Source organism: Paenibacillus cymbidii (assembly GCF_004764705.1).
Lineage (GTDB): Bacteria > Bacillota > Bacilli > Paenibacillales > NBRC-103111 > Paenibacillus_AN > Paenibacillus_AN cymbidii.
The window spans coordinates 115,392-135,042 of record NZ_SHLX01000024.1; the positions used below are offsets into that span (position 1 = coordinate 115,392).

Below are 19,651 nucleotides of genomic sequence, written 5' to 3' on the forward strand. Positions count from 1 at the left end.
ACAATAAGTGTCGTGAAGAAGAGCGCAGGCGAAAGCGGCAGCAAAGGAAAGGGAGGAAAGCATGGCTAACGGCAAACATCCTGTGCAACGATTGATGGTGAACGCGAAAAAATACATGTTTCTGTATGTATTGATGGCTCCCGCCTTGCTCGCGACCTTGGTGTTTCAATATATCCCGATGCCGGGTATCATCATTGCTTTTATGGACTACGATTTTTTCAAAGGCTGGCACAGCCCCTGGGTCGGGCTCAAGCATATCCGGGAAATATTCGAAGTGCCTTCGATCACCGATTCGATCTGGAACACGCTCAAGCTCAGCCTGACATCGCTCGTCATCGTGTTTCCCGCGCCGATCGCGCTGGCGCTGCTGCTGAACGAGGCGCGTCTCGCCATTTTTCGCCGGCTGGTGCAGACGCTCAGCTTCCTGCCGCACTTCCTGTCCTGGATATCCGTCATCGGAATAGCGACCACCTTCTATTCCTTGTACGGGCCGCTGAACGATCTTGTGGCCTACTTCGCCGGCGAAGAAGCAAGACAGCTCTTCCTGACCAAACAAAGCTTCTTCATTCCGAACGTGATCGGCATCACCGTCTGGAAGGAAACGGGCTGGTCGTGCATCATCTTCCTCGCCGCCATCGCCGCCATCGATTTGCAGCAATACGAAGCGGCCCGGATCGACGGGGCAAGCCGGTTTCAGCAAATGCGCTACATTACGCTGCCTGGCATTATGCCGACGATCATGATTTTGCTGATCCTGCGTCTCGGCAACATTTTCGCCAGCAATTTCGAATTGATTTATGGCCTGCAAAATCCGTTCATCAACTTCGACGTCATTTCGACCGTGATTTTCAAATCGGGCATCCAGCAGCAAAATTATTCCATGGCCACGGCCGTCGGATTTGTCGAAGGGTTGATCGCCTTGCTGCTGACGCTGGCCGCGAATCGCCTGTCCAAAAAAGTCAGCGGCGTAGGAGTTTGGTAAAGGGGAGAGAAACTTGCGCGATCGATCGCTTTCTTACAGAACATTCACCTGGTTCAATTATTTGATTTTGACGTTGGCCGGGCTGATCACCGTTTATCCGTATTTGAACGTGCTGGCGCTGGCGCTTAACGACGCGTCGGACAGCGCGAAGGGCGGCATTTATTTGTGGCCGCGCATGCCGACCTGGGACAATTTCCGGCTGGTCCTGGGTTCGCATACGATCGTTACGGCCGCCGTCAATTCGGTCATGCGCGTCATTGTCGGCACATCGCTTGCCTTGATGACGCAGTTCGCCGCCGCTTATGCTTTTACGAGAAAAGACTTGCCCGGCAGAACGCAGCTGCTGCTGTATTTGACGATCCCGATGTTTTTCAGCGGCGGCCTGATCCCGCAATACATGCTGTATTCGAAGATTCATTTCATCAACAGTTTCCTGGTGTACGTCATTCCGGGCATGTTCAGTTTCTTCCATATGATCGTCATCCGCACTTACATGAATACCATTCCTTCCAGCCTGGAGGAGTCGGCGAAGATCGACGGCGCTTCGGAAATTACGATCTTTTTCAAAATCATGCTGCCCTTGTCCAAGCCGATACTGGCCACGATTGCCTTGTGGATCGCCGTTTCGCAATGGAACGACTGGACGACGACGCTTTATTTTATCCTCAACCAGAAGTATTACACGCTGCAATACATTCTGGTGCAGATGATCAAGGAAGGGGAACGCATGACGGCGATGATCCAGGAGGCGCAAATGCAAGGGCTCGACACGTCGAGCATCGTCATCCACGCCAGCCCGGAAGCGCTCAAGGCGGCGCAGGTCATCATCACCACATTGCCGATCATTGCCATATATCCGTTTCTGCAGAAGTACTTCATCAAGGGCGTCATGATCGGCAGCGTCAAGGAATAGCTTTACAAGTTCGGCTATCAGACCGATAGTGGTCTTAGCATACTAACTTAACCAGGGGGTTCGCACATGGGCAATATCCGAAAAAAACTGATTGTTGGCAGTGCGCTAGTATTGCTTGCGGTGCCGCTATTGGAAGGGTGCCAGAAGACGAAAGACGACGCTTCGGGCAGTACCGCACCGGGCGCAAGCGCAAGTGCAAGCGCCAGTCCGAGCGCATCGGCGGCGAATGTGCCGTACAACGAGATGAAGGTGAACGACAGCTCGGAGCTGCCGAACTGGACGGGCAAACAGCTCAAGCTGACGTACTGGTCCGGCCAGGGAGCCGGCGGCGCGCGCAAAGTGGTGAAATCCGGCGGCGATGTGGTCAGTCCGGAAGTGGCGCGGGTGACCGGCATCACGCTCGACGAGGACAACTCTTACGACAACGGCGGCGGCCAAACGTTCGATCAGAAGCTGGCGCTGCTGAATGCCGCTAACGATTGGCCCAGCATCGTCGTGAACCCGGGCAATTTGAAAGCGCTTGTAGACAATAACAAGGTGTACGACCTGACCGATCTGCTGCCGAAGTACGCGCCCAATCTGGTGAAAAAAATACCGAAGGACCTGACGACGATCTGGGTGGACGACGACAGTGTAACCGGCGGGAAACCGGGCAAAGTATATGCCGCGCCAAGCGGGCTGAACGAACAGTCGCTCGCTTTGGTCGATCCTACGCTGGACAAGGACAAATATTCGGTTTATCCGCTTTCGCTGCCAACGGAAGCCAAAGGCTTCGTTGTCGTCCGCGACGACATTCTGAAGCAGCTGTATCCGAACGCCAAAACCCAGAAGGAAATCGAAGACCTGTACCTGAAGAACGGCAAGTTCACGAAAGAAGACATCTTCGACGTGCCGATCAACAGCAAGGAAGAGTTCATCAAATTTATGTACGACATCAAGAAGTTGGGCGTCAAGGAAGGCAACCAGGAAGTATATCCTTCTTACGCGTTCGCCGGACAGGACAACTGGAACCTGGTCAACAATTTGCAAGGCTGGCTCGAAGGGCGGTTCCCGACAAGCAACTATTTCAGCTATTTCAACAAAAAGGACCAGAAGCTCGAATATTTGTTCAAGGAGCCGCAATTCAAGGATGCGATGCTGACCTGGAACAAGCTGGTTCGCGACGGCATCTTCGCCAAAGAATCGTTCATCGATTCGTATCAGGTGTTCACCGAAAAGGCGAATAAAGGTCTGTACGCCGTTCTGTACGGCGGCACGGACGGGGCCGCCCAGAACGCGCAATTCGCCAAGGACGGCAAGCCGTACCGGTACCGCAAGGTGTACCTGAACATTCCGCTCAAGGCGGATACGTACCCGGTATATGCCAACATGCCGAAGATAACGCTTTCCATCGCCATCTTCAAGGATAAGGTGAAGGAAGAGGACGTGCCGCAGGTGCTGCGATGGATCGACTTCATGGTGTCGGACACCGGCGAGAAGCTGGCGGCCTGGGGGCCGAAATCCGCCGGCCTGTGGGACGAAACGAACGGCAAACGCGTGTTTAAGGACAAGGATCTTGAAGCGTACATGGTTGCCGGTACTGCCACCGACAAAGCGGTATTTTACAACTTGCGCAACGGCATCAACTCCAGCAACATGCCGAACGGCGGCATGATGCCGACATATATGCGGCTTGGGGCAAGCAAATTTGCGCCGGCTGTCGTTTACGACAAGAAGCTGATCGCTTCGGCCGCCAATACGTATTTTCGCGCGGGGCTGGTGGAGAACGTCAATTATGTGCTGTCCCGGGCGCCGCAATTTTACAGCTACGTCGCGCAAGTTCCCGACGCGGACAAAGCGTGGAAAGCGAGAACGGGCGGGTTCGAGCAGCCGCTGACCCGGGTGATGACCGCCGAAAACGACACTCAGTTCGACAAGCTGTTCGCCGATTTCCTGGCAACGGCCGACAAGTTCGGTTACACGGACAATTTGCTGCCGCAAATGTGGCAAGTGTTCGAGAAGCAAAACGCCGATTTGATGAAAAATTTGAAGTAGCATGAGGAATTGAACCGTATTGGCCATCGATCCTGACGTTCCGCAAGGGACGTCAGGCATCCGGCCTTGACACGATGAAGGAGGTGACAGGACGCTCGCACACAACTGGAAGCGGTTTCTTGGCGCAAGGAAGCAACGGATCGCATAATGAATAGGAGGAAGTTGTTGATGAAGACGATGAAAAGCAAGCTTGCGCTTGTACTTGCACTCGTTTTGGCGGTGAGCGCATTTGCCGCCATGTTGATGCCGGTCCCGTCGCCTGCGGCGGCGGCGGGCGAAGTGCCGGAAATATCCTATGTGACCAAATCGGCCGATATGGGCGCGCCCTTTACGATCATGGGCGAGCATCTGGACACGGTGACGGAAGTATGGCTGTGGGTGCCGGGGACCGATACGGCGGCGGTGCGGAAGCTGGACGATCTCGACAGCTTGCCGGCGCTGCCCGCCGTGCCGGATGAGAATGCGGTGAAGGTCGGCATCATCAGCCAGCCGAATGCGCATACGCTGATGGCCAAAGGGATCGGCGAAAACTTCTTTGTCGCCAGAGCCGTCGCCCCTACGGTGCTGTGGCTGAAATCGGCGAGCGGCTGGTCGGCGCCGTACATGTTCAACAAGCCGGACTTGTATTTTTCCTCTTATGACAAGGTGCTTCCGGGTCAGGAGATGAGCGTGTTCGGCATCGACTTGGCCAATGCGGATACGAATCCGGTCAGCGGTCAGGTCATGTTCCGCAACGTTGCCACCCACGCCGTGTACTGGGGAACGGTGCTGACGACAAGCAACCAGAACCGGCCGAACCGGTACCAATATTCGTGGGACTTCAAGGTGCCGGCCGATGCGGTGCCGGGCACGTATGAAGTGGCGGTCCATAACCTGAACGGAGGGGCATACGCCTGGAGCAACCGGCTGACCGTTCAGATCGCCGGCTCGCTGACACTGGTCGAGGCGCTGGCGCGTCCAAGCAACGACGGCACCGTATTGCCCGCGTATACGCTCGACAAAACGTATGTTTCCCGCAACATCGAGCGAAGCGAATATACGTCTGCGGTGGAAGCGACCTACGGCACGTTCGGCAATTACATTCAAACGCAAATCGACCGAGTATCGGCGCAAGGCGGAGGCACCGTAACGCTCCCGCCCGGCATCATTGCGCTCAATAAGCCGCTGATCGTCAAAGAAGGTGTCGTGCTTCAGGGCCAGGGCAAGGGCAGCACCGAATTCCGCATCAACCGGCTGGACCCGCTCAAAAATGTTCCCGGCACGTATGCGGCGGAAAAACCGATGATCGTGCTGCTGACGAATACCGCTTTATTGGATTTGTCCGTTACGGTGGGAGACGGCGCCTTGACCGCCGTTACGATCGATTCGCGGGTGAATCCGCGAACCATTTTGGTGAAGAATACGAACATTTATAATGAGGAAACGCAAAATACGGCGAGCGTGTTTCCCGCAGGCATCAGCGTCATCGGCGTCACGAAGGGACTAACGATCGTCGGCAACGAGGTGAAGGCCAACCGGCCGCTTATTACCCGGCACTCCTACGCAACGCCGCATCAATATTCCTACATTGTCGGCAACAAATTCGACGGATATCCGAGCAACAATTCCTATTCGGGGGTTACGCTCTATACGCTCGCCAACTCCATATTCGCCTACAACGAGGTGAACAATTCGACCCGCGGCCTCGTCAATCAGACGGGCATGTGGCGGAACTGGATCTACAACAATACGTTCGAAAGCATCGGCGGCATCTCGAACGGCAGCGAAGTCGTGTTGCCGGAAAACAACAACAAAGGGCAGACGAACAGCGTCACGAGCGCCACGTACACCAGCGTGACGATCGATTCGCCGTTCAGCGACGCCACCTATTACAAAAATTGGACCAACCACTATATTGCCGCCAACAACAGCGAATTTTACGTGTATGTGCTGACCGGACGCGGCATGGGGCAATTCCGCAAAGTGACCGACAATGTCGGCACCACGCTGCAGATCGCCGAACCGTGGAACGTTGTGCCGGACAGCACAAGCAAGGTTTCGGTCATCGGGCATGTGAGCATGTCGACCAACAACCTGTTCGTCAACAACACAATCAAGGATTCGATCGGGCCGGCCATGTTCATTTGGGGCTTTGCGGTCGAAAACGCGATTGTCGGCAACGAATTTTACAATGCCGGGTCGTTGATGGAATGGTCGATGGTGCAGACGCCGCCGGCCAATATGACGATTTACAATTACACCGCCAACAATATGCTGATCAATTCCGGCGATCTGCTGTTCCGCAACCAGGTCTCGTCCTTGTACAACTTCGGCGAGGATCCGATCTACGACAACGGCAATGCGTTCGGCAACGCGTTCGTGCGCAACAAAGTCGTCAGTCCGTCGCATGTCGGCGAATACAACAACTATTCGAATATGAACGTGTTCACCGCCGTCCCCGAAGGAGGCATCACAGTCCGGAGCGCCAGCTACAACATGTTCTCCGGCAACTACGTTTTTGGTGCAACCAACGGGATCGTTTTCCATAACAGCATCGGCAACGTGCTGTACAGCAACAAGTTCGTCCGCATCGACGGAAGCCCGATCCTGCTGATCGGTTCCTCGATTCCTTATCGGGTCGATCCGCTCGGCGCTTCCTATACGGAAACGAGCTTGCCCGGCGAGCCCCAGGCTTCCGATAATCGGGTGATCGTCCGTCCGGGCGCGGCTCCTGCCGGCACGGTCAATGTGGCGGTTTACAAGACGGCGATTACCGCGTCGTTCCTGCCCTCAGCCGTAAGGCCGCTGTCTTATTTGACGGACAACAAGTTCGACTCAAGCAATTACTTCTTGCCGACCGTTCCCGGACCGCAATACGTGCAGCTCGATCTGGGACAAAATTACGACTTGAGCAAAGTCAAGCTGTGGCATTATTACATCGACAGCCGGATTTATCACGATGTGATCATTCAAGTATCGACGACGGCCGATTTCTCTTCCGGCGTCACGACATTGTTCAACAACGACAACGATAATTCGTCCGGCCAAGGGATCGGAACGGACGCCGAATATTACGAAGGCGCTTCGGGGCTGGAGCTCCAGTTCCCGGCGGTGACCGCAAGATATATCCGCTGCTGGGTGAGCGGGAACAGCGTCAACGACTTTGGCCACTGGACCGAACTGCAAGTATTTCCGGCCCTTTGATGCCGTATTCCGGTCGGAGTCAGTGCGGGAGCCACATGGCGGCTCCCGCTGTGTCGGGGAAGAAACGGTGTTGCTTTCTTCAATCGCTTCCGCATCGTGTCTGAGCACTTGTCGTTTGGCCTCTTTTTTCGTCACTCTCCAGCCTGTAGTCATTATGCTCTCCTCCGATCGCTTCTTGTTTTCGGATGCCCGGAATCAACGAGGCAGAATAGCCAATGAAAAATGGCCTATTCGCCACATTTCCCTCGTTTCATCGAAAATAGCCAGTGAAAACACTGGCTATTTCACCCTTGAAGCCTCAAAATTGGCGTTTTCAAAAAAATAGCCAGCGATTTCGCTGGCTATTTTGAAGAGGCAACCCGTTTTTAGCGAAATAGGCAATAAAACATGGCCTATTTTATAAGACGTTTGATCGGAGAGCGGCACGAAAGCAAATTTATTCAATCAGGCCGGTTTATGCGGCAATTTCGGCAGCGTAATCGTTACCTTGGTGCCCTTGTTCCATTCGCTTTCGATACCGACGCCGTAATCGGGGCCGAAATAAGCCCGGATGCGGTCGTGCACATTCCGGATGCCATACCCGCTGTGGATGCCGTCCGCCTGTTCCGCCTTGAATTCGAGCAAACGGGCCAGCTTGTCCCCTTTCATGCCGACGCCGTTGTCTTCGACCGTCATAACGACACGATCGTTGTCCTCCGAAGCGGCAATACGAAGCACGCCGCCGCCCGATCTTCCGTTGATGCCGTGCAGAATCGCATTTTCGACAATCGGCTGCAAAATGTTTTTTAAAGTGTAGCACGCTTCGATTCGTGCGTCGACGACGATTTCGCAGCTGAAATCGGACTGGTAAGCAAATTTCTGAATGTCGATGTAATCGCGGTTCATCTGAATTTCTTCCCCGATTCTGAGGACGGTGTTGCCTTTGCTCAGAACGATGCGGTAATACTTGACGAGCGAATCGATCACCCGGGACAAATTGCGGTCCGGAAACGTCCAGCGGATGGTCGATAACGTATTGTACAAAAAGTGGGGATTGATGTTCGCTTGCAGCACTTCGACTTCAAGCAGCCGCTTCTTGACTTCGTAGTCGCTGATCTGTTTGTAGTCGTCCTGCACCTGATGGACGAGCTCGATAAATTTTTGCTCGATGAGCGTAAATTCGTTGTTGCGCGTTTCGGCTTCGGCGTTTGCGTTTTGCAGCAGCGGATGCGCCACCCGCACATGTTCGACCAGGTGAGCCAGTTTTTTGGTCAGGGAGAACGAAACCATTCGGATGGTCAACACGATCGCCGTTACGATCAGGACCAGCACAAGCAAGGAAATCCAGCTGTAGGCCAGCGTCCGCTGTTTGATCGTCGCTTTGCTCAGGAACAGGGCAAGCCGGTCCCCGCTGATCGTCGACACCGCTTCCGTCACCAGGTAGTCGGCGGTTTGCCGGCGCTGGCCGACCTCCTCGTACGCTTGGGCGGCCGAGCGGGCGTCCATTTCCTTGGCCGTCGCCCACACCGGCGTTCCGCCGTCGTGCGGGAGATAAGCGAGGAAGCTGCGGCCGGTCATATTTTGCGCCAACAGGTCGGTCAACCGATTGAGCGGGATGCTGATGCGAACGATGCCGTAGATCGCGCTCAGCGAGTCGACTTTGGAATAAATGTTCATCGAGGCCGCATCGGATCCGAACGCGATTTCATTCTCCCGAAGCGACACGAGTCGCTGCCTCGCGCTTTCGTCCAGCATTCTTACCGGATTGACGAACGGTCCGTAAAACATGAACTCGTTGTTCGTATAAACCGATATTTGCGTACCCGGCGCATCGGCTTCGAGCACGCCGAACAAGTCGGCGACAATTTGGTAATTGGTGACGATGTCGAGCAGAGGGTCGTTGCGGTTGGTCGCCAGTATTTCCTTCAGAAACCGGTTGTTGATGATGTAGTTCACTTTTTTGACGTTGTAGAAATAAAACTGGTCGAGCTCCTTCACCGTGGCATCCAGTTGCCGCGCGGCGTCCTGCTTGAATTTGTCGTTGTAAGAATCGATCGCCGTCCAGATGATGAAGACGCTGAGCGCCACAATCGGAATGACGGCGAAGCCGATGGTGACGAACATCACCTTGTGGCGGTAACTGAGCTTGCCGAGGGAGCGGGCAAAGGACGCGGCGAAACGACGGCCCGACGGCTTCATCTGGTTTTCCCCGCTGCCTTGCTTTTGAATTCCTGCGGGCTGAGGCCGGAGTACTTTTTGAACAGCAGGCAAAAATGCGATTTGTTCGCGTAGCCCACCTGCTCGGCGACGGCATAAATGCGCGCGCTCGAATCCCGCAGCAGCAGCTTGGCCGCTTCCATCCGATGTTCGATCAAATAGTCGAATATCGTTTTGCCCGTCACTTTTTTGAACGCATTGTTGGCATGACTGACACTGGAATAAATCGATTTGGCGATTTCGTTGACGGTAAGCGGCTCCTGGTAGCGGGCTTTGACGATTTGTTTGATTTCTTCGACAAGTCTGGAATATTCCGCTTTGCGATCGGTTTGCAAGTAGCGGGAGACGGTAGCGAATACGTCATGAAGCCAATTCCTTACTTCGTTGACCGATTCGAATTCGCTCGCTTTGCTCCAGACGGCCATTTCGTTGCCGAACACGCTGCCGAACGATTCGTTCATGTCGAGCAGCTGGATTTGCAGCATATTCGTCACGGCGTGCACGAAGCTTTGGATGTATCGTTCCGCATATCCGGCCGAGCCGATCGGGAGATAGCGATCGAAGAACGACTCGAGAGAAACGGGATCTCCTTCCAGGAGCAAGTCTTTGACTTCCCTGTACAGCTCCTTCAAATCGACCCGGTATTCGAACAGCTGCTGGCCGGCGATTTCCTCGTAGAGCACAATGGGGTATTTGTCGCTGTAGATGCCCGATTTGACCGCATGCCGGGACTGTTTATACAGCGCTGCCGCTTCGCCGAAGCCGGCTGCCGACGCCTGGCTGATGCCCCAGGCGGTTTGAATATTCCCTCGTTCCAGCAAATGCTCCTTCATGTCCACGGCAAAATCGAGCGCGGAAACCGACTCGTCTGCGGCCAGCACAACGAGGGCAAGCTCGTTTTCGGCAATTTGCACCGTGTACAGCGCGAAGGCTTCGCGGGAGTGGTCCTGGATCCATTTTTGGACCGAGAACGCTTTCATATAGGTTTCGCGAATGTCGTCCCCGGGGCTGCCGGGCCCGTCTTGCCCGATCACGACCGACAGCACGCAAAGCTTCTGCGCGGGCGAACAAGGGATACGCAGAAAAGCGAGCTTGCGGGCGATTTCCTCCGCGGGCAGAGCCGGCTCGAACAACATTTGCCGCAGGAACCGGTCGATCAGCGAAGGGCGGGATTGCTCCAGCAGCTTCAGCATATCGGCCCGCTCCTCGTTCCGGGTCAATTCGTATTCGTGTTTGGTGATCGCCTTGCGCACGGCTTCCTGCAGCTCCGAAGCGATAATCGGCTTGAGCAAATAAATCTCTACATCGAGCGCAACCGCCGATTGAGCCAAATGAAATTCGTCGTGGCAGCTCATAAAAATCGTTTTGCGCGCTTTGCCGAGTCGTTTCAGCTGCTCCACCATCTCGATTCCGTTCATGATCGGCATGGAAATGTCGGACAAAATGATATCGGGATTCGCTTCGTCGATCGCCTCGAGCGCCAGCTTGCCGTTGGCGTACGTGCCGACGACCTCCAGCCCCATGCCGGCCCAGTCGATCGTCCGGGCGATTCCGTTCCGCTCCGCGGGATTGTCGTCTACGATAATCATACGATACACGGTCCGCGCTCCTTTCGGTTTTTGTGGAGTTGTTTTTATACTATCACCGGACTTGCGGCGAGTAAACCGCGCTTCCCCATGAAACCGGCGGCGGAAGACGAATAAACGATTTTCCCGTATATTTTTGAAATATCCGTACTTTTTTGCGCCAAAAGGAGGGCGTATCATCATTCGTGAAAGCTGCGAACACGAATGGAACGCCGGAGGAGCTGGATGGACTTGAGCATCGCAACTGGCAATATCGGGTGGGAAACGCCGCCGGTTTGGGCGCTGCTGGAACGGCAGCTGATCGAAAGAATGAACGAATCCATCGGGCCGGTTATGGAGAAATACGTGAACCCGGACGGTTCCCTGATGTGGCCGACTTCCGCAGACTATGCCGCGATCGGTTCGCTGGACGACGCGTATGAAAGCTTCCACAATTGGCCGCTGTTTTACGCGCTGGGCGGGGACGAGGCGTTCAAGACGCTGTCGATCCGGCAATGGGAAGCGATCACGGCGCAATTCGCCCGCTACGATACCGGCTTCGGCCATCCGAAAATCGTGGGCGAATACGAGCAGGGCTACGACTGGATGCACCAGGGGGAAGGCTATCAGTTGTTTTACGGGCTCGGATTGGCGGATTCCCGCATCATGAAGGAGCGGGCCGTGCGTTTTGCCGGCCTGTACATGAATGAAAATCCGGAAGCGCCCAACTACGACGACCGTCGGCGTTTGATGCGCGCGCCGCATGTGGGCAGCATGGGACCGCGCTACGACAATTTCGATCCGTTCATCCCTTGGGAAGAGGCGGAGTGGAAGGTGTATTACGGCCTTCCTTTTCACGATGTGGAAGGGGCAACGACGATTCGGGATATCCGCGATCCGGGCGTCGCCGACCGCATGGGGCGGGTCATGAAGGAACGAATGTCGCGCGGCGACGTGCCGGTGAATTTAGCGGCCACGAGCTTGGTGACCAACGCGTATTTGTACACGGGGGACCCCAAGTACAAGGCATGGGTGAAAGATTATGTGGAAGCCTGGCAAACCCGCGCCGAACGCAACGACGGCATCATTCCCGACAATGTCGGGCAAAGCGGCGAAGTCGGGCAATACACGAGCGGCAAATGGTATGGCGGCTATTACGGCTGGACGTGGCCGCACGGCTGGAGGAGCATCGGCGATGCGGTGACGGCGGCATCGGAGAATGCGTCGCTGCTGCGGCACGATCCGACTTGTATGGAATTTCTGCGGTCGCAGTTGGACATGTTGGCCGCTCGCGGCGTGGAAAAGAACGGCACCTTGCACGTGCCTTATAAATACGGGGATCGCGGGGTTCACGAATACAAGCTTCATCTGCGCCATGTATTGACCGACCAGTTGGAGCTTGGCCGGCATCTGGCCTACAACACCTTGCTGTGGAAAGAGGGCTGGTTCGAGTTTCAACCGATGAAGCCGTATTATTTGGCCCATCTGTGGGCGATGACGAACGATCCGGCGGATTTGGCGCGAATGGTCCGGCTGCGCAACCACCACATCAAGGATTGGGAGCAGGTGCTCGCCTTTCCCGAAAAACATCAAGGCGGGCACGATGCGGCCTGGATCGCTTATTTGCAGGGCGACTTCCCCCGTTATCCGGAGGAAATTTTGCTGCACAATTTGGAACAAGTGGCCAAACGGCTCGCGTTTGTCCGGCAAGACGAGCAGGATCCGCGCACGTACGACGATTCGTATTTGCAGCGGCGCAACCCGATTACGGTGGAAGGGCTCGTGCAGCTGACGATGGGAGCGCCGCTGCCCGTGTATAACGGCGGGCTGCTTATGGCCCGGGTGCGCTATTTCGATCCGGAGCGCAAGCGCCCCGGTTTGCCGGCCGACGTCGGGGCGTTGGTGCAGTCGCTGGACAAGGACGGGTTGCAGCTAATACTGGTCAATTTGCATACGGCCGAACCGAGGACGCTTGTGGTTCAAGCCGGTGCATACGGCGAACACCGGTTTACCCGCGTTCGGTTCGAGAGCAGGGATGGCGACGGTTCCGTCCGCCAACGTCATCTGGATGTTGGCGCGAGCCGGTTGACGGTGCATTTATGCCCCGGCTCGCTGATTGAACTGAACCTCGGGATGGAGCGGTTCGCCAACGAACCTACTTACCGGCACCCGTGGGAGGAAGAGGAGTAATGGACAGATCCGGACGGGAAACGTCGCTGCTGGACGACATCGCCGCCTGTTGTTGGCAAAGCGCGGGCAACGCCGTCGCTTACGGCATCGGCTGCGCATGGCTCGGACGCAAGATGGAGGATAAAACGCAAGCGAAGGCGGATGTTGCCACGCTGCTGGCGGCATATGAGCGAGGGTTTCGCTACTACGACACGGCAAGCGCCTATGGCGAAAGCGAGCGGGTAGTCGGCGCGTTCGTGAAGGAAGTGCCGCGCGACACGATTTTCGTCGCAACGAAGTCGCGCGTGCCGCGCGACACACCGCCGCAGCGAGCGGCGGCCGCGCTTGCGGACAACCTGGAGAGCAGTCTGGTTCGGCTGCAAACCGACCGCATCGATCTGTTCCAGATCCACGATGTGGATGCGTTTGCGCCCCTGGTGGCCGACGGCGGCGCAGTCGACACGCTGCTGCGCTTCCAAAGCGAGGGCGTCATTCGCCATATCGGACTGGCGACCCGGCAGCACGGGCTGCTGGAGCAGGCGGTCCGCGACGGGAGATTCGCTTCCATTCTGACTTACAGCGATTATACGCCGATCAACGACACCGCCGAGGCGGTGATTCGCGCGGCGAACGATCGCCGGGTAGCCGCGATCAACGGCAGCCCGTTATGCTTCGGCTGGCTGAGCGGCGCCGATCCAAGAACGCGGCAGGCGCGCTCTCCCGAGGAGCGGCAGCGGCAAGAACGGGCGGCGTTGTTTTACGACTACTGCCTGGAGCAGGGCGTTTCCGTATTGGCGGCAGCCTTGCAGTATCCGCTGCGGAACCGGTCGATCGCCATTACGTTGACAGGACCGGCATCCCCGGACGAAGTGGCGGCGTCGGCAGTTGCGCTCGGCGAACCGATTCCGGACGCGTTCTGGTCGGAATGGGAAACGCGCGTCGCGCAGGAAAAGGGGTGAACGTTGCATGACAGATCGCCGGATAATCACGCTCGACCGGCTCTCGTCAACCGATGGGGAATGGAACATGGCGATGATCCGAAACGTCGTTGAAGGCATCGTCGAATCGGGCGGGAACGCGGCATTGATCATTCCCAAAGGCGTGTACCCGGTTCGCAACGCGTTTGGCGATCGCCTTTTCGCCGAGCTCATGCGCGGAGAGCGCGACCCGCGGGACGATGCCGGCTGGAAGCGCGACCGCAACCCGCTGTTCGACTGGCGCGATTGCCGCGGGATCGAAGTGGACGGCCAAGGCTCGACGCTGCTGTTCGAAGGGCTGGTGCAGCCGTTCGCTTGCTTCGCTTGCCGCGATATCGCCATCCGCAATCTGACGATCGACTGGAAACGCCCGCCGTATACGATGGGCACTGTCAGGCGGATTGACGGGGAGAGCTACGAGGTGGAGATCGATCCGGCGTACTCCGTAGATGACAACTCCCCGGCGGTTGCCGTGCACGAATACGATCCGTCCGCAGGGCGGCTGACGGGCGTGTGTCTGTACTACAACCCGGACGTGAAGCTGCTGAAGCCGGGTTATGTTCACATGAGCCACAAGGACGCGGGGAAGCTGACAGCGGGCAATATCGTTTTCATCCGGCCGATCTACAGCTATGCGCCGGCGCTGCAATTTTATCGCTGCGAGCAGGTGCGCGTCGACAATGTCGTACTGCACGCCAATCCCGGCATGGGCATTATCGGCCATCTTTGCCATCATATCGACATCCGGGGGCTGCAGATCAAGCCGTCGCCGGGCCGTTTCATGTCGATCAACGTGGACGGGACCCATTTTATCAGCTGTACCGGAACGGTGTCGCTTGCGGAATGTTATTTTGAGGGCATGGGCGATGACGCCTCCAACATTCACGGTTTCTACCTGAGCATCGATCGGATCGAAGGCGGCCATACGCTGATTGTCCGGCTGGATGCCGCCACCCAGGACTTTTATCCGGAAATGGCGTTTGCCGGCGATGAAATCGAATTCGTGCGCGGCGATACGCTGAAGCCTTACGCTTCGGGGCTGATCGAGACGTGCGAGCAACTGGAGGAGAACGTTTACCGCATCACGTTCATGCACCCGCTGCCCGGCGATTGGCGGGCGGACGATTTGCTTGCCAACGTATCGCGGCTCGCCGCCTATCGATTCGTCCGTTGCCATGTCCGCAACATCAGGGGCCGGGGCGTGCTGGCGCAAACGAGGAACGTCACGATCGCCGACAATTTGTTCGAGTATTGCACGGGACAAGGCGTTCATGTCAACACGGCGACCGGCTGGTGGGAGTCGGGAGCGACCCGCGGCATCGCAATTCGCGGCAACCGGTTCGTCCATAACGGCTTCGGCTACGGAAACTATTGCAAGGCGATCGGCATTGTCGTCGGTGCCGAATGCGATCGCCCGGAGGTTGGCGTTCATCAGCGGCTGGCCATTCAAGACAACGCGATCGTCGGAACGGGCGACAAGCCCGGCATCATCGTTGCCCGCGCCGAACAAGTGGAAGTAAGCGGCAATACGATCGAACAATGCCCCGTCGCAATCCGAATCGAATATGCGCGGCAGGTGACCGTACGGGACAACCGGCTTGGCGGCGGGGAAGTGAGTTGGGGGGAAGGTACATGACAGTCCATCCGATCGGGACTCCCCATCGCGTGCTGCTGCTGGGGCTGGAAGGAGTGCGAAGCTGGCACGGACATCCGCATGTGAGCATCGTCGGAATTGTCGATCTGTATCGGCAGGCGGAGCAGCCTTTTGCCGAACGGATCCGGGAGTTGTTGGCGCTTTACCCCGCCTATGCGAGTGTTGAGGAGGGGATGATTCATGCCGCGCCCGATGTGGCTGTTGTTACCGTTCCCAGCGCTGCCAAAAATACGATTTGGGCCGAACAGGCGGTGCTGGAAGCCGGCGTCGATCTGGCGATCGCCAAGCTGCGGTTGGCGAAGGAGCAGGATCTCGACAAGCTGCTGGGGCTGCAAGCTTGCTCCCGGGCCGTTTGTTATGTCGGGGAGAATTACCGCTATGACGCCCGGGTGCGTACGGTAAAACAAGCGCTGCTGCAAGGCATGATCGGCCGGGCGGAGTTCGTGGCGTACGAATGTTACCGGCCGCTGACGCCAAGCGCCTGGTTTGACGCTTACCGGCATGTAACGCTGGAGGATTTGGCGCTGCACCATTTTAGCGTGATCCATGATTTGGTCGGGCTGGAGTTGACGGAGTTGGTTGCGCGTTCGGAAGCCCCTTCCTGGGCGCAGGTGCGGACGAAAACGATGGCGACTGTCCTCGCTTCCGCCAAACAAGGATACAAGCTCCGTTATACGGCGGAATGGGGTACCAGAGGGAGAACGACCGACTATATCGGTTGTTTGTCGATAGAAGGCGCGAACGGCACGATTCGGCTGGAGGGCGATCGGGTGACGTACTACAGCCCGGGAGGAAAGGGGCGGGAACTGCCGCTCTTGGCTGCGGCAAGCTGGATCGATCGAGTGCTCGAGGCGAGGGAAGGCCGCACCGCCGCCGGGCCGGACGAGATCGCTTCGTTAACGCCAACGTTGGCGGCATTCGAGCCTGTCATACGGACGATTTATGCCGCCATTGCGGCGGCGACGCGAGGCATGGGCACGGGCATGGAAGAAATGGGAGGGGAAACCGGATGAAACACGAAACCGTACAAACGGACATCACCGTTGTCGGCGGCGGACTGGCGGGCGTTTGCGCCGCCATCGCGGCTGCAAGACAGGGACGAACCGTCGCGCTGGTGCAGAATCGGCCGGTGCTTGGAGGGAATGCGAGCAGCGAAATCCGCGTATGGGTATGCGGCGCGACCTCGCATGGCATCCAACGCTATGCGCGCGAAACGGGCATTATGGGCGAACTGTTCGTCGAGAACCAGTTTCGCAATCCGGACGGCAATCCTTATTACTGGGATGCCGTCGTGCTGGAGACCGTGCGGGCGGAGCGCAACATCCGGCTGTTTCTGAACACCGACGTTCATGAAGTCGAGGCGAACGGGGAGCCGGAACGGCGGACGATCAGGAGCGTTACCGGCTGGATGATGGGATCGGAGCGCAAAATACGGTTTGAAAGCGCCGTGTATGTGGATTGCAGCGGCGACGGATTGATCGGTTATATGGCCGGCGCCCGTTACCGCATCGGTCGGGAGGCGTATCACGAGTTCCGGGAAGACTGGGCGCCGGAGGCGGCGGATACGGTTACGCTCGGCAGCACGATCCTGTTCTACACCCAGGATGCGGGGCATCCGGTGAAATACGTGCCGCCGGGTTATGCCAAGGACATTGCAACGACGTCGATTTCCGAACGGCGCATCATTCGTACCGGGCAAAACGGTTGCTTTTATTGGTGGATCGAATGGGGCGGCGAACTGGATACGGTACACGACAACGAAACGATTCGCGACGAACTGTGGGCGGTCATCTACGGCATCTGGGACTACATCAAAAACTCCGGCCAATTCGACGCCGATCGGCTGACGCTGGAATGGGTCGGGGCCGTGCCGGGCAAACGCGAGTACCGCCGTTTTGTCGGCGACTATATATTGAACCAGAACGACATTTTGGCACAGGAGCCGTTTGCGGATCGGATCGGGTTCGGGGGATGGTCGATCGACCTGCATCCGCCCAAAGGCATGTATGCCACGGAAGGCGCATCCAAACACGTGTATTCCGACGGGATTTACCATATCCCGTTCCGTTCGTTGTATTCGGCCAACGTTTCCAACCTGCTGTTTGCCGGCAGGAATGTGAGCGCCACCCACATCGCCTTCGGCACGACGCGCGTGATGGCGACTTGCGCCGTTATGGGCGAAGCCGCCGGCGTCGGCGCGGCGTTAAGCGTGGCCAAAGGTGGCGGCCCGCGCGACATTTACCGGGAGCATATGGCCGAAATGCAGCAAATCATGCTTCGTTCCGACGCGTCGATTATCGGATTGCGCAATGAGGATCCGCTCGACCTGGCGCTGCGGGCGCAGGCGACGGCATCGAGCCATCTCGCGCAAGTGAGCATCGAGCATTCGGTCGAAGTCCGCAAGCTTGACCGGGCGTTCGGCCTGATCGTGCCGGTCGATCCCGAGTTGGGCGGCTTCGACCTGCTGCTGGATGTCGCGAAGGCGACGACGCTGCAGGTGGAGCTATGGGACACGGGGCGGGCGGAAAATTACGTGCCGCATACGCTTGTCCGGCGCTATGACATTCCCGTTCAGCCGGGCGATGGGCAGTGGGTGCAGACGGGGATCGGATGGCGGCCGGAGCAGCCGCAAAATGCGTTTTTGATTTTGCGGCCGAATGAACATGTCGGCATTCATTTGTCCGACCGGCCGCTGACGGGCGTGTTGTTGTTTGTCGAAACGGAGGACCATAATCCCGACCGCAAGCAGCCGCTGCTGGAATGGAGCATGCGCGACCTGATTCCGGCGGACGATCGGAAAAACCGGAACTGGCGCACGGGCTGCATCGCCTTGTGCATGCGGTTGCCGTCCTTCTGCCGGGCATTTGAACCGTCCAAGGCGATTGACGGCTACAACCGGCCTTACGGCGGGCCGCATCTGTGGCTGTCCGCTCCGATGGGGGAGCGGGAGGAATGGCTGCAGTTGGAGTGGGAGCAGCCGGTGGCGGCAGCCGAAGTTCACGTGACGTTCAACGACGACGTGAACGAAGATTTGATCAACCTGCATCATCACAAAACGACGTTCGATACGATGCCGCAGCTGGCGAAGCACTATCGGATCGAGGCGTTTGCCGATGGGGAGTGGGTGTGCGTGTTTCGCGAAACGGACAACCGCAAGCGCAAAAAGGTGCACCGGCTCGAACGGGTTGCGGCGACGAGCCGGCTGCGGCTGGTCGTCGAGTCGACGAACGGCAGTCCGTACGCGGAGGTAGCGGAGATTCGGGTGTATGAGTAAAAAGAAGCGGGCAGCCGAGCGATTGGCTGCTCGTTTTGCGCCTATCGGAAAGGATAACATCCGACGTGAAGCTACTTTTCGATTTCATTGCGACCGCCGATTGCGGCTGTGGCGAAAATAGCCCATGAAAAATGGCTTATTTTCCCGATTTTACCCGCTTCGGCGGAAATAGCCAGTGAAAACATGGCTTATTCGCTCCTTCTGGCCCCGAATCAGGTATTTTAGCCGAAATAGCCAGTGATTTCACTGGTTATTTTGGAGAGGCTACTTGTTTTTGGCGAAATAGGCAATAAAAGATGGCCTATTTTCAGGAAGCTTTATCGGAGTGGCACAAAAGCGAATTTGTTAGTTGGCGGAGGGGAGAATGCCGCGGGTTGTGCATCGTGTCTGCTTGGCGAAGGGGCGGGAGCGGAGAGCGAGTGGGTATGGAGAAGCGACAGGAATACCGACTCTCGCGCGCAGCGGGAAGCCGGTTTCGCCGCAACCAGAACCAGAAGCAGAACCAGAAGCAGAACCAGAAGCAGAACCAGAAGCAGAAGCAGAACCCGAAGCAGAACCCGAAGCAGAACCCGAAGCAGAACCAAAAGCAGAAGCAGAAGCAGAACCCGAACCCGAAGCCGAACCCGAACCCGAACCCGAAGCCCAACTTTAACTGCATTAATACACTTAATTTCGCCCCAACCAGTTGATTCGGGCAACTTAAC

General features: G+C 57.1%; 12 protein-coding genes. 10 read left to right on the forward strand and 2 right to left on the reverse strand.

From position 1 onward, the window contains the following. The first annotated feature begins 61 nt into the window (after positions 1-61). The 4 genes from EXY20_RS27385 (at position 62) to EXY20_RS27400 (ending at position 7,112) form a co-directional block, all read left to right on the forward strand. Positions 62-982, forward strand: a complete 921-nt coding sequence (locus tag EXY20_RS27385) for an ABC transporter permease subunit (protein WP_135555318.1) — start codon at positions 62-64, stop codon at positions 980-982. A 13-nt stretch (positions 983-995) separates the two neighbouring features. Next, positions 996-1,895 carry a carbohydrate ABC transporter permease gene (locus EXY20_RS27390; protein ID WP_135555319.1) on the forward strand — a complete coding sequence of 300 codons (900 nt, stop codon included), beginning with the start codon at positions 996-998 and terminating at the stop codon, positions 1,893-1,895. Positions 1,896-1,961: 66 nt separating this feature from the next. Continuing rightward, a complete protein-coding gene (locus tag EXY20_RS27395; protein ID WP_135555320.1) occupies positions 1,962-3,929 on the forward strand; it encodes a type 2 periplasmic-binding domain-containing protein in 1,968 nt (655 codons plus the stop codon). Positions 3,930-4,097: 168 nt separating this feature from the next. Further along, positions 4,098-7,112 (forward strand): hypothetical protein, encoded by a 3,015-nt coding sequence (locus EXY20_RS27400; protein ID WP_167859558.1) that lies wholly within the window; start codon positions 4,098-4,100, stop codon positions 7,110-7,112. 444 nt (positions 7,113-7,556) lie between these two features. On the opposite strand, the gene EXY20_RS27405 is transcribed toward EXY20_RS27400, so the two are convergent. Together EXY20_RS27405 and EXY20_RS27410 are read right to left on the reverse strand one after the other, a co-directional pair. Continuing rightward, positions 7,557-9,290 carry a sensor histidine kinase gene (locus tag EXY20_RS27405; RefSeq protein ID WP_135555322.1) on the reverse strand — a complete coding sequence of 578 codons (1,734 nt, stop codon included), beginning with the start codon at positions 9,288-9,290 and terminating at the stop codon, positions 7,557-7,559. Then, positions 9,287-10,897 (reverse strand): response regulator, encoded by a 1,611-nt coding sequence (locus EXY20_RS27410; protein WP_235886220.1) that lies wholly within the window; start codon positions 10,895-10,897, stop codon positions 9,287-9,289. Before EXY20_RS27410 ends, EXY20_RS27405 begins: the two co-directional genes overlap by 4 nt. Before the next feature lie 228 nt (positions 10,898-11,125). Between EXY20_RS27410 and EXY20_RS27415 the strand changes: the two genes are divergently transcribed. The 6 genes from EXY20_RS27415 to EXY20_RS27440 all read left to right on the forward strand — a co-directional run bounded on the left by EXY20_RS27415 (position 11,126) and on the right by EXY20_RS27440 (position 19,636). After that, entirely contained in the window at positions 11,126-13,063 is a 1,938-nt protein-coding gene (locus EXY20_RS27415) for a hypothetical protein (RefSeq protein ID WP_167859560.1), read from the forward strand. Next, the gene (locus EXY20_RS27420; RefSeq protein WP_135555325.1) at positions 13,063-14,001 is read left to right on the forward strand and encodes an aldo/keto reductase; all 939 of its coding nucleotides are present in this window, start codon (positions 13,063-13,065) and stop codon (positions 13,999-14,001) included. The genes EXY20_RS27415 and EXY20_RS27420 overlap by 1 nt, the downstream gene beginning before the upstream one ends. 7 nt (positions 14,002-14,008) lie before the next feature. Beyond that, complete coding sequence (locus EXY20_RS27425; protein ID WP_135555326.1) at positions 14,009-15,655, forward strand: alpha-1,3-galactosidase-related protein; 1,647 nt, start codon at positions 14,009-14,011, stop codon at positions 15,653-15,655. Next, entirely contained in the window at positions 15,652-16,686 is a 1,035-nt protein-coding gene (locus tag EXY20_RS27430; RefSeq protein WP_135555327.1) for a Gfo/Idh/MocA family protein, read from the forward strand. Before EXY20_RS27425 ends, EXY20_RS27430 begins: the two co-directional genes overlap by 4 nt. Next, entirely contained in the window at positions 16,683-18,947 is a 2,265-nt protein-coding gene (locus EXY20_RS27435; RefSeq protein ID WP_135555328.1) for an FAD-dependent oxidoreductase, read from the forward strand. The genes EXY20_RS27430 and EXY20_RS27435 overlap by 4 nt, the downstream gene beginning before the upstream one ends. Before the next feature lie 425 nt (positions 18,948-19,372). Continuing rightward, the gene (locus EXY20_RS27440) at positions 19,373-19,636 is read left to right on the forward strand and encodes a hypothetical protein (RefSeq protein WP_167859561.1); all 264 of its coding nucleotides are present in this window, start codon (positions 19,373-19,375) and stop codon (positions 19,634-19,636) included. Positions 19,637-19,651 lie beyond the last annotated feature (15 nt).

Bases quoted from the DNA above. Each gene is read 5' to 3' on its own strand.
- EXY20_RS27385 (WP_135555318.1), top strand. From the start codon at position 62: ATGGCTAACGGCAAACATCCTGTGCAACGATTGATGGTGAACGCGAAA.
- EXY20_RS27395 (WP_135555320.1), top strand. From the start codon at position 1,962: ATGGGCAATATCCGAAAAAAACTGATTGTTGGCAGTGCGCTAGTATTG.
- EXY20_RS27400 (WP_167859558.1), top strand. From the start codon at position 4,098: ATGAAGACGATGAAAAGCAAGCTTGCGCTTGTACTTGCACTCGTTTTG.
- EXY20_RS27405 (WP_135555322.1), bottom strand. From the start codon at position 9,290: ATGAAGCCGTCGGGCCGTCGTTTCGCCGCGTCCTTTGCCCGCTCCCTC.
- EXY20_RS27410 (WP_235886220.1), bottom strand. From the start codon at position 10,897: ATGATTATCGTAGACGACAATCCCGCGGAGCGGAACGGAATCGCCCGG.
- EXY20_RS27420 (WP_135555325.1), top strand. From the start codon at position 13,063: ATGGACAGATCCGGACGGGAAACGTCGCTGCTGGACGACATCGCCGCC.
- EXY20_RS27425 (WP_135555326.1), top strand. From the start codon at position 14,009: ATGACAGATCGCCGGATAATCACGCTCGACCGGCTCTCGTCAACCGAT.
- EXY20_RS27430 (WP_135555327.1), top strand. From the start codon at position 15,652: ATGACAGTCCATCCGATCGGGACTCCCCATCGCGTGCTGCTGCTGGGG.
- EXY20_RS27435 (WP_135555328.1), top strand. From the start codon at position 16,683: ATGAAACACGAAACCGTACAAACGGACATCACCGTTGTCGGCGGCGGA.
- EXY20_RS27440 (WP_167859561.1), top strand. From the start codon at position 19,373: ATGGAGAAGCGACAGGAATACCGACTCTCGCGCGCAGCGGGAAGCCGG.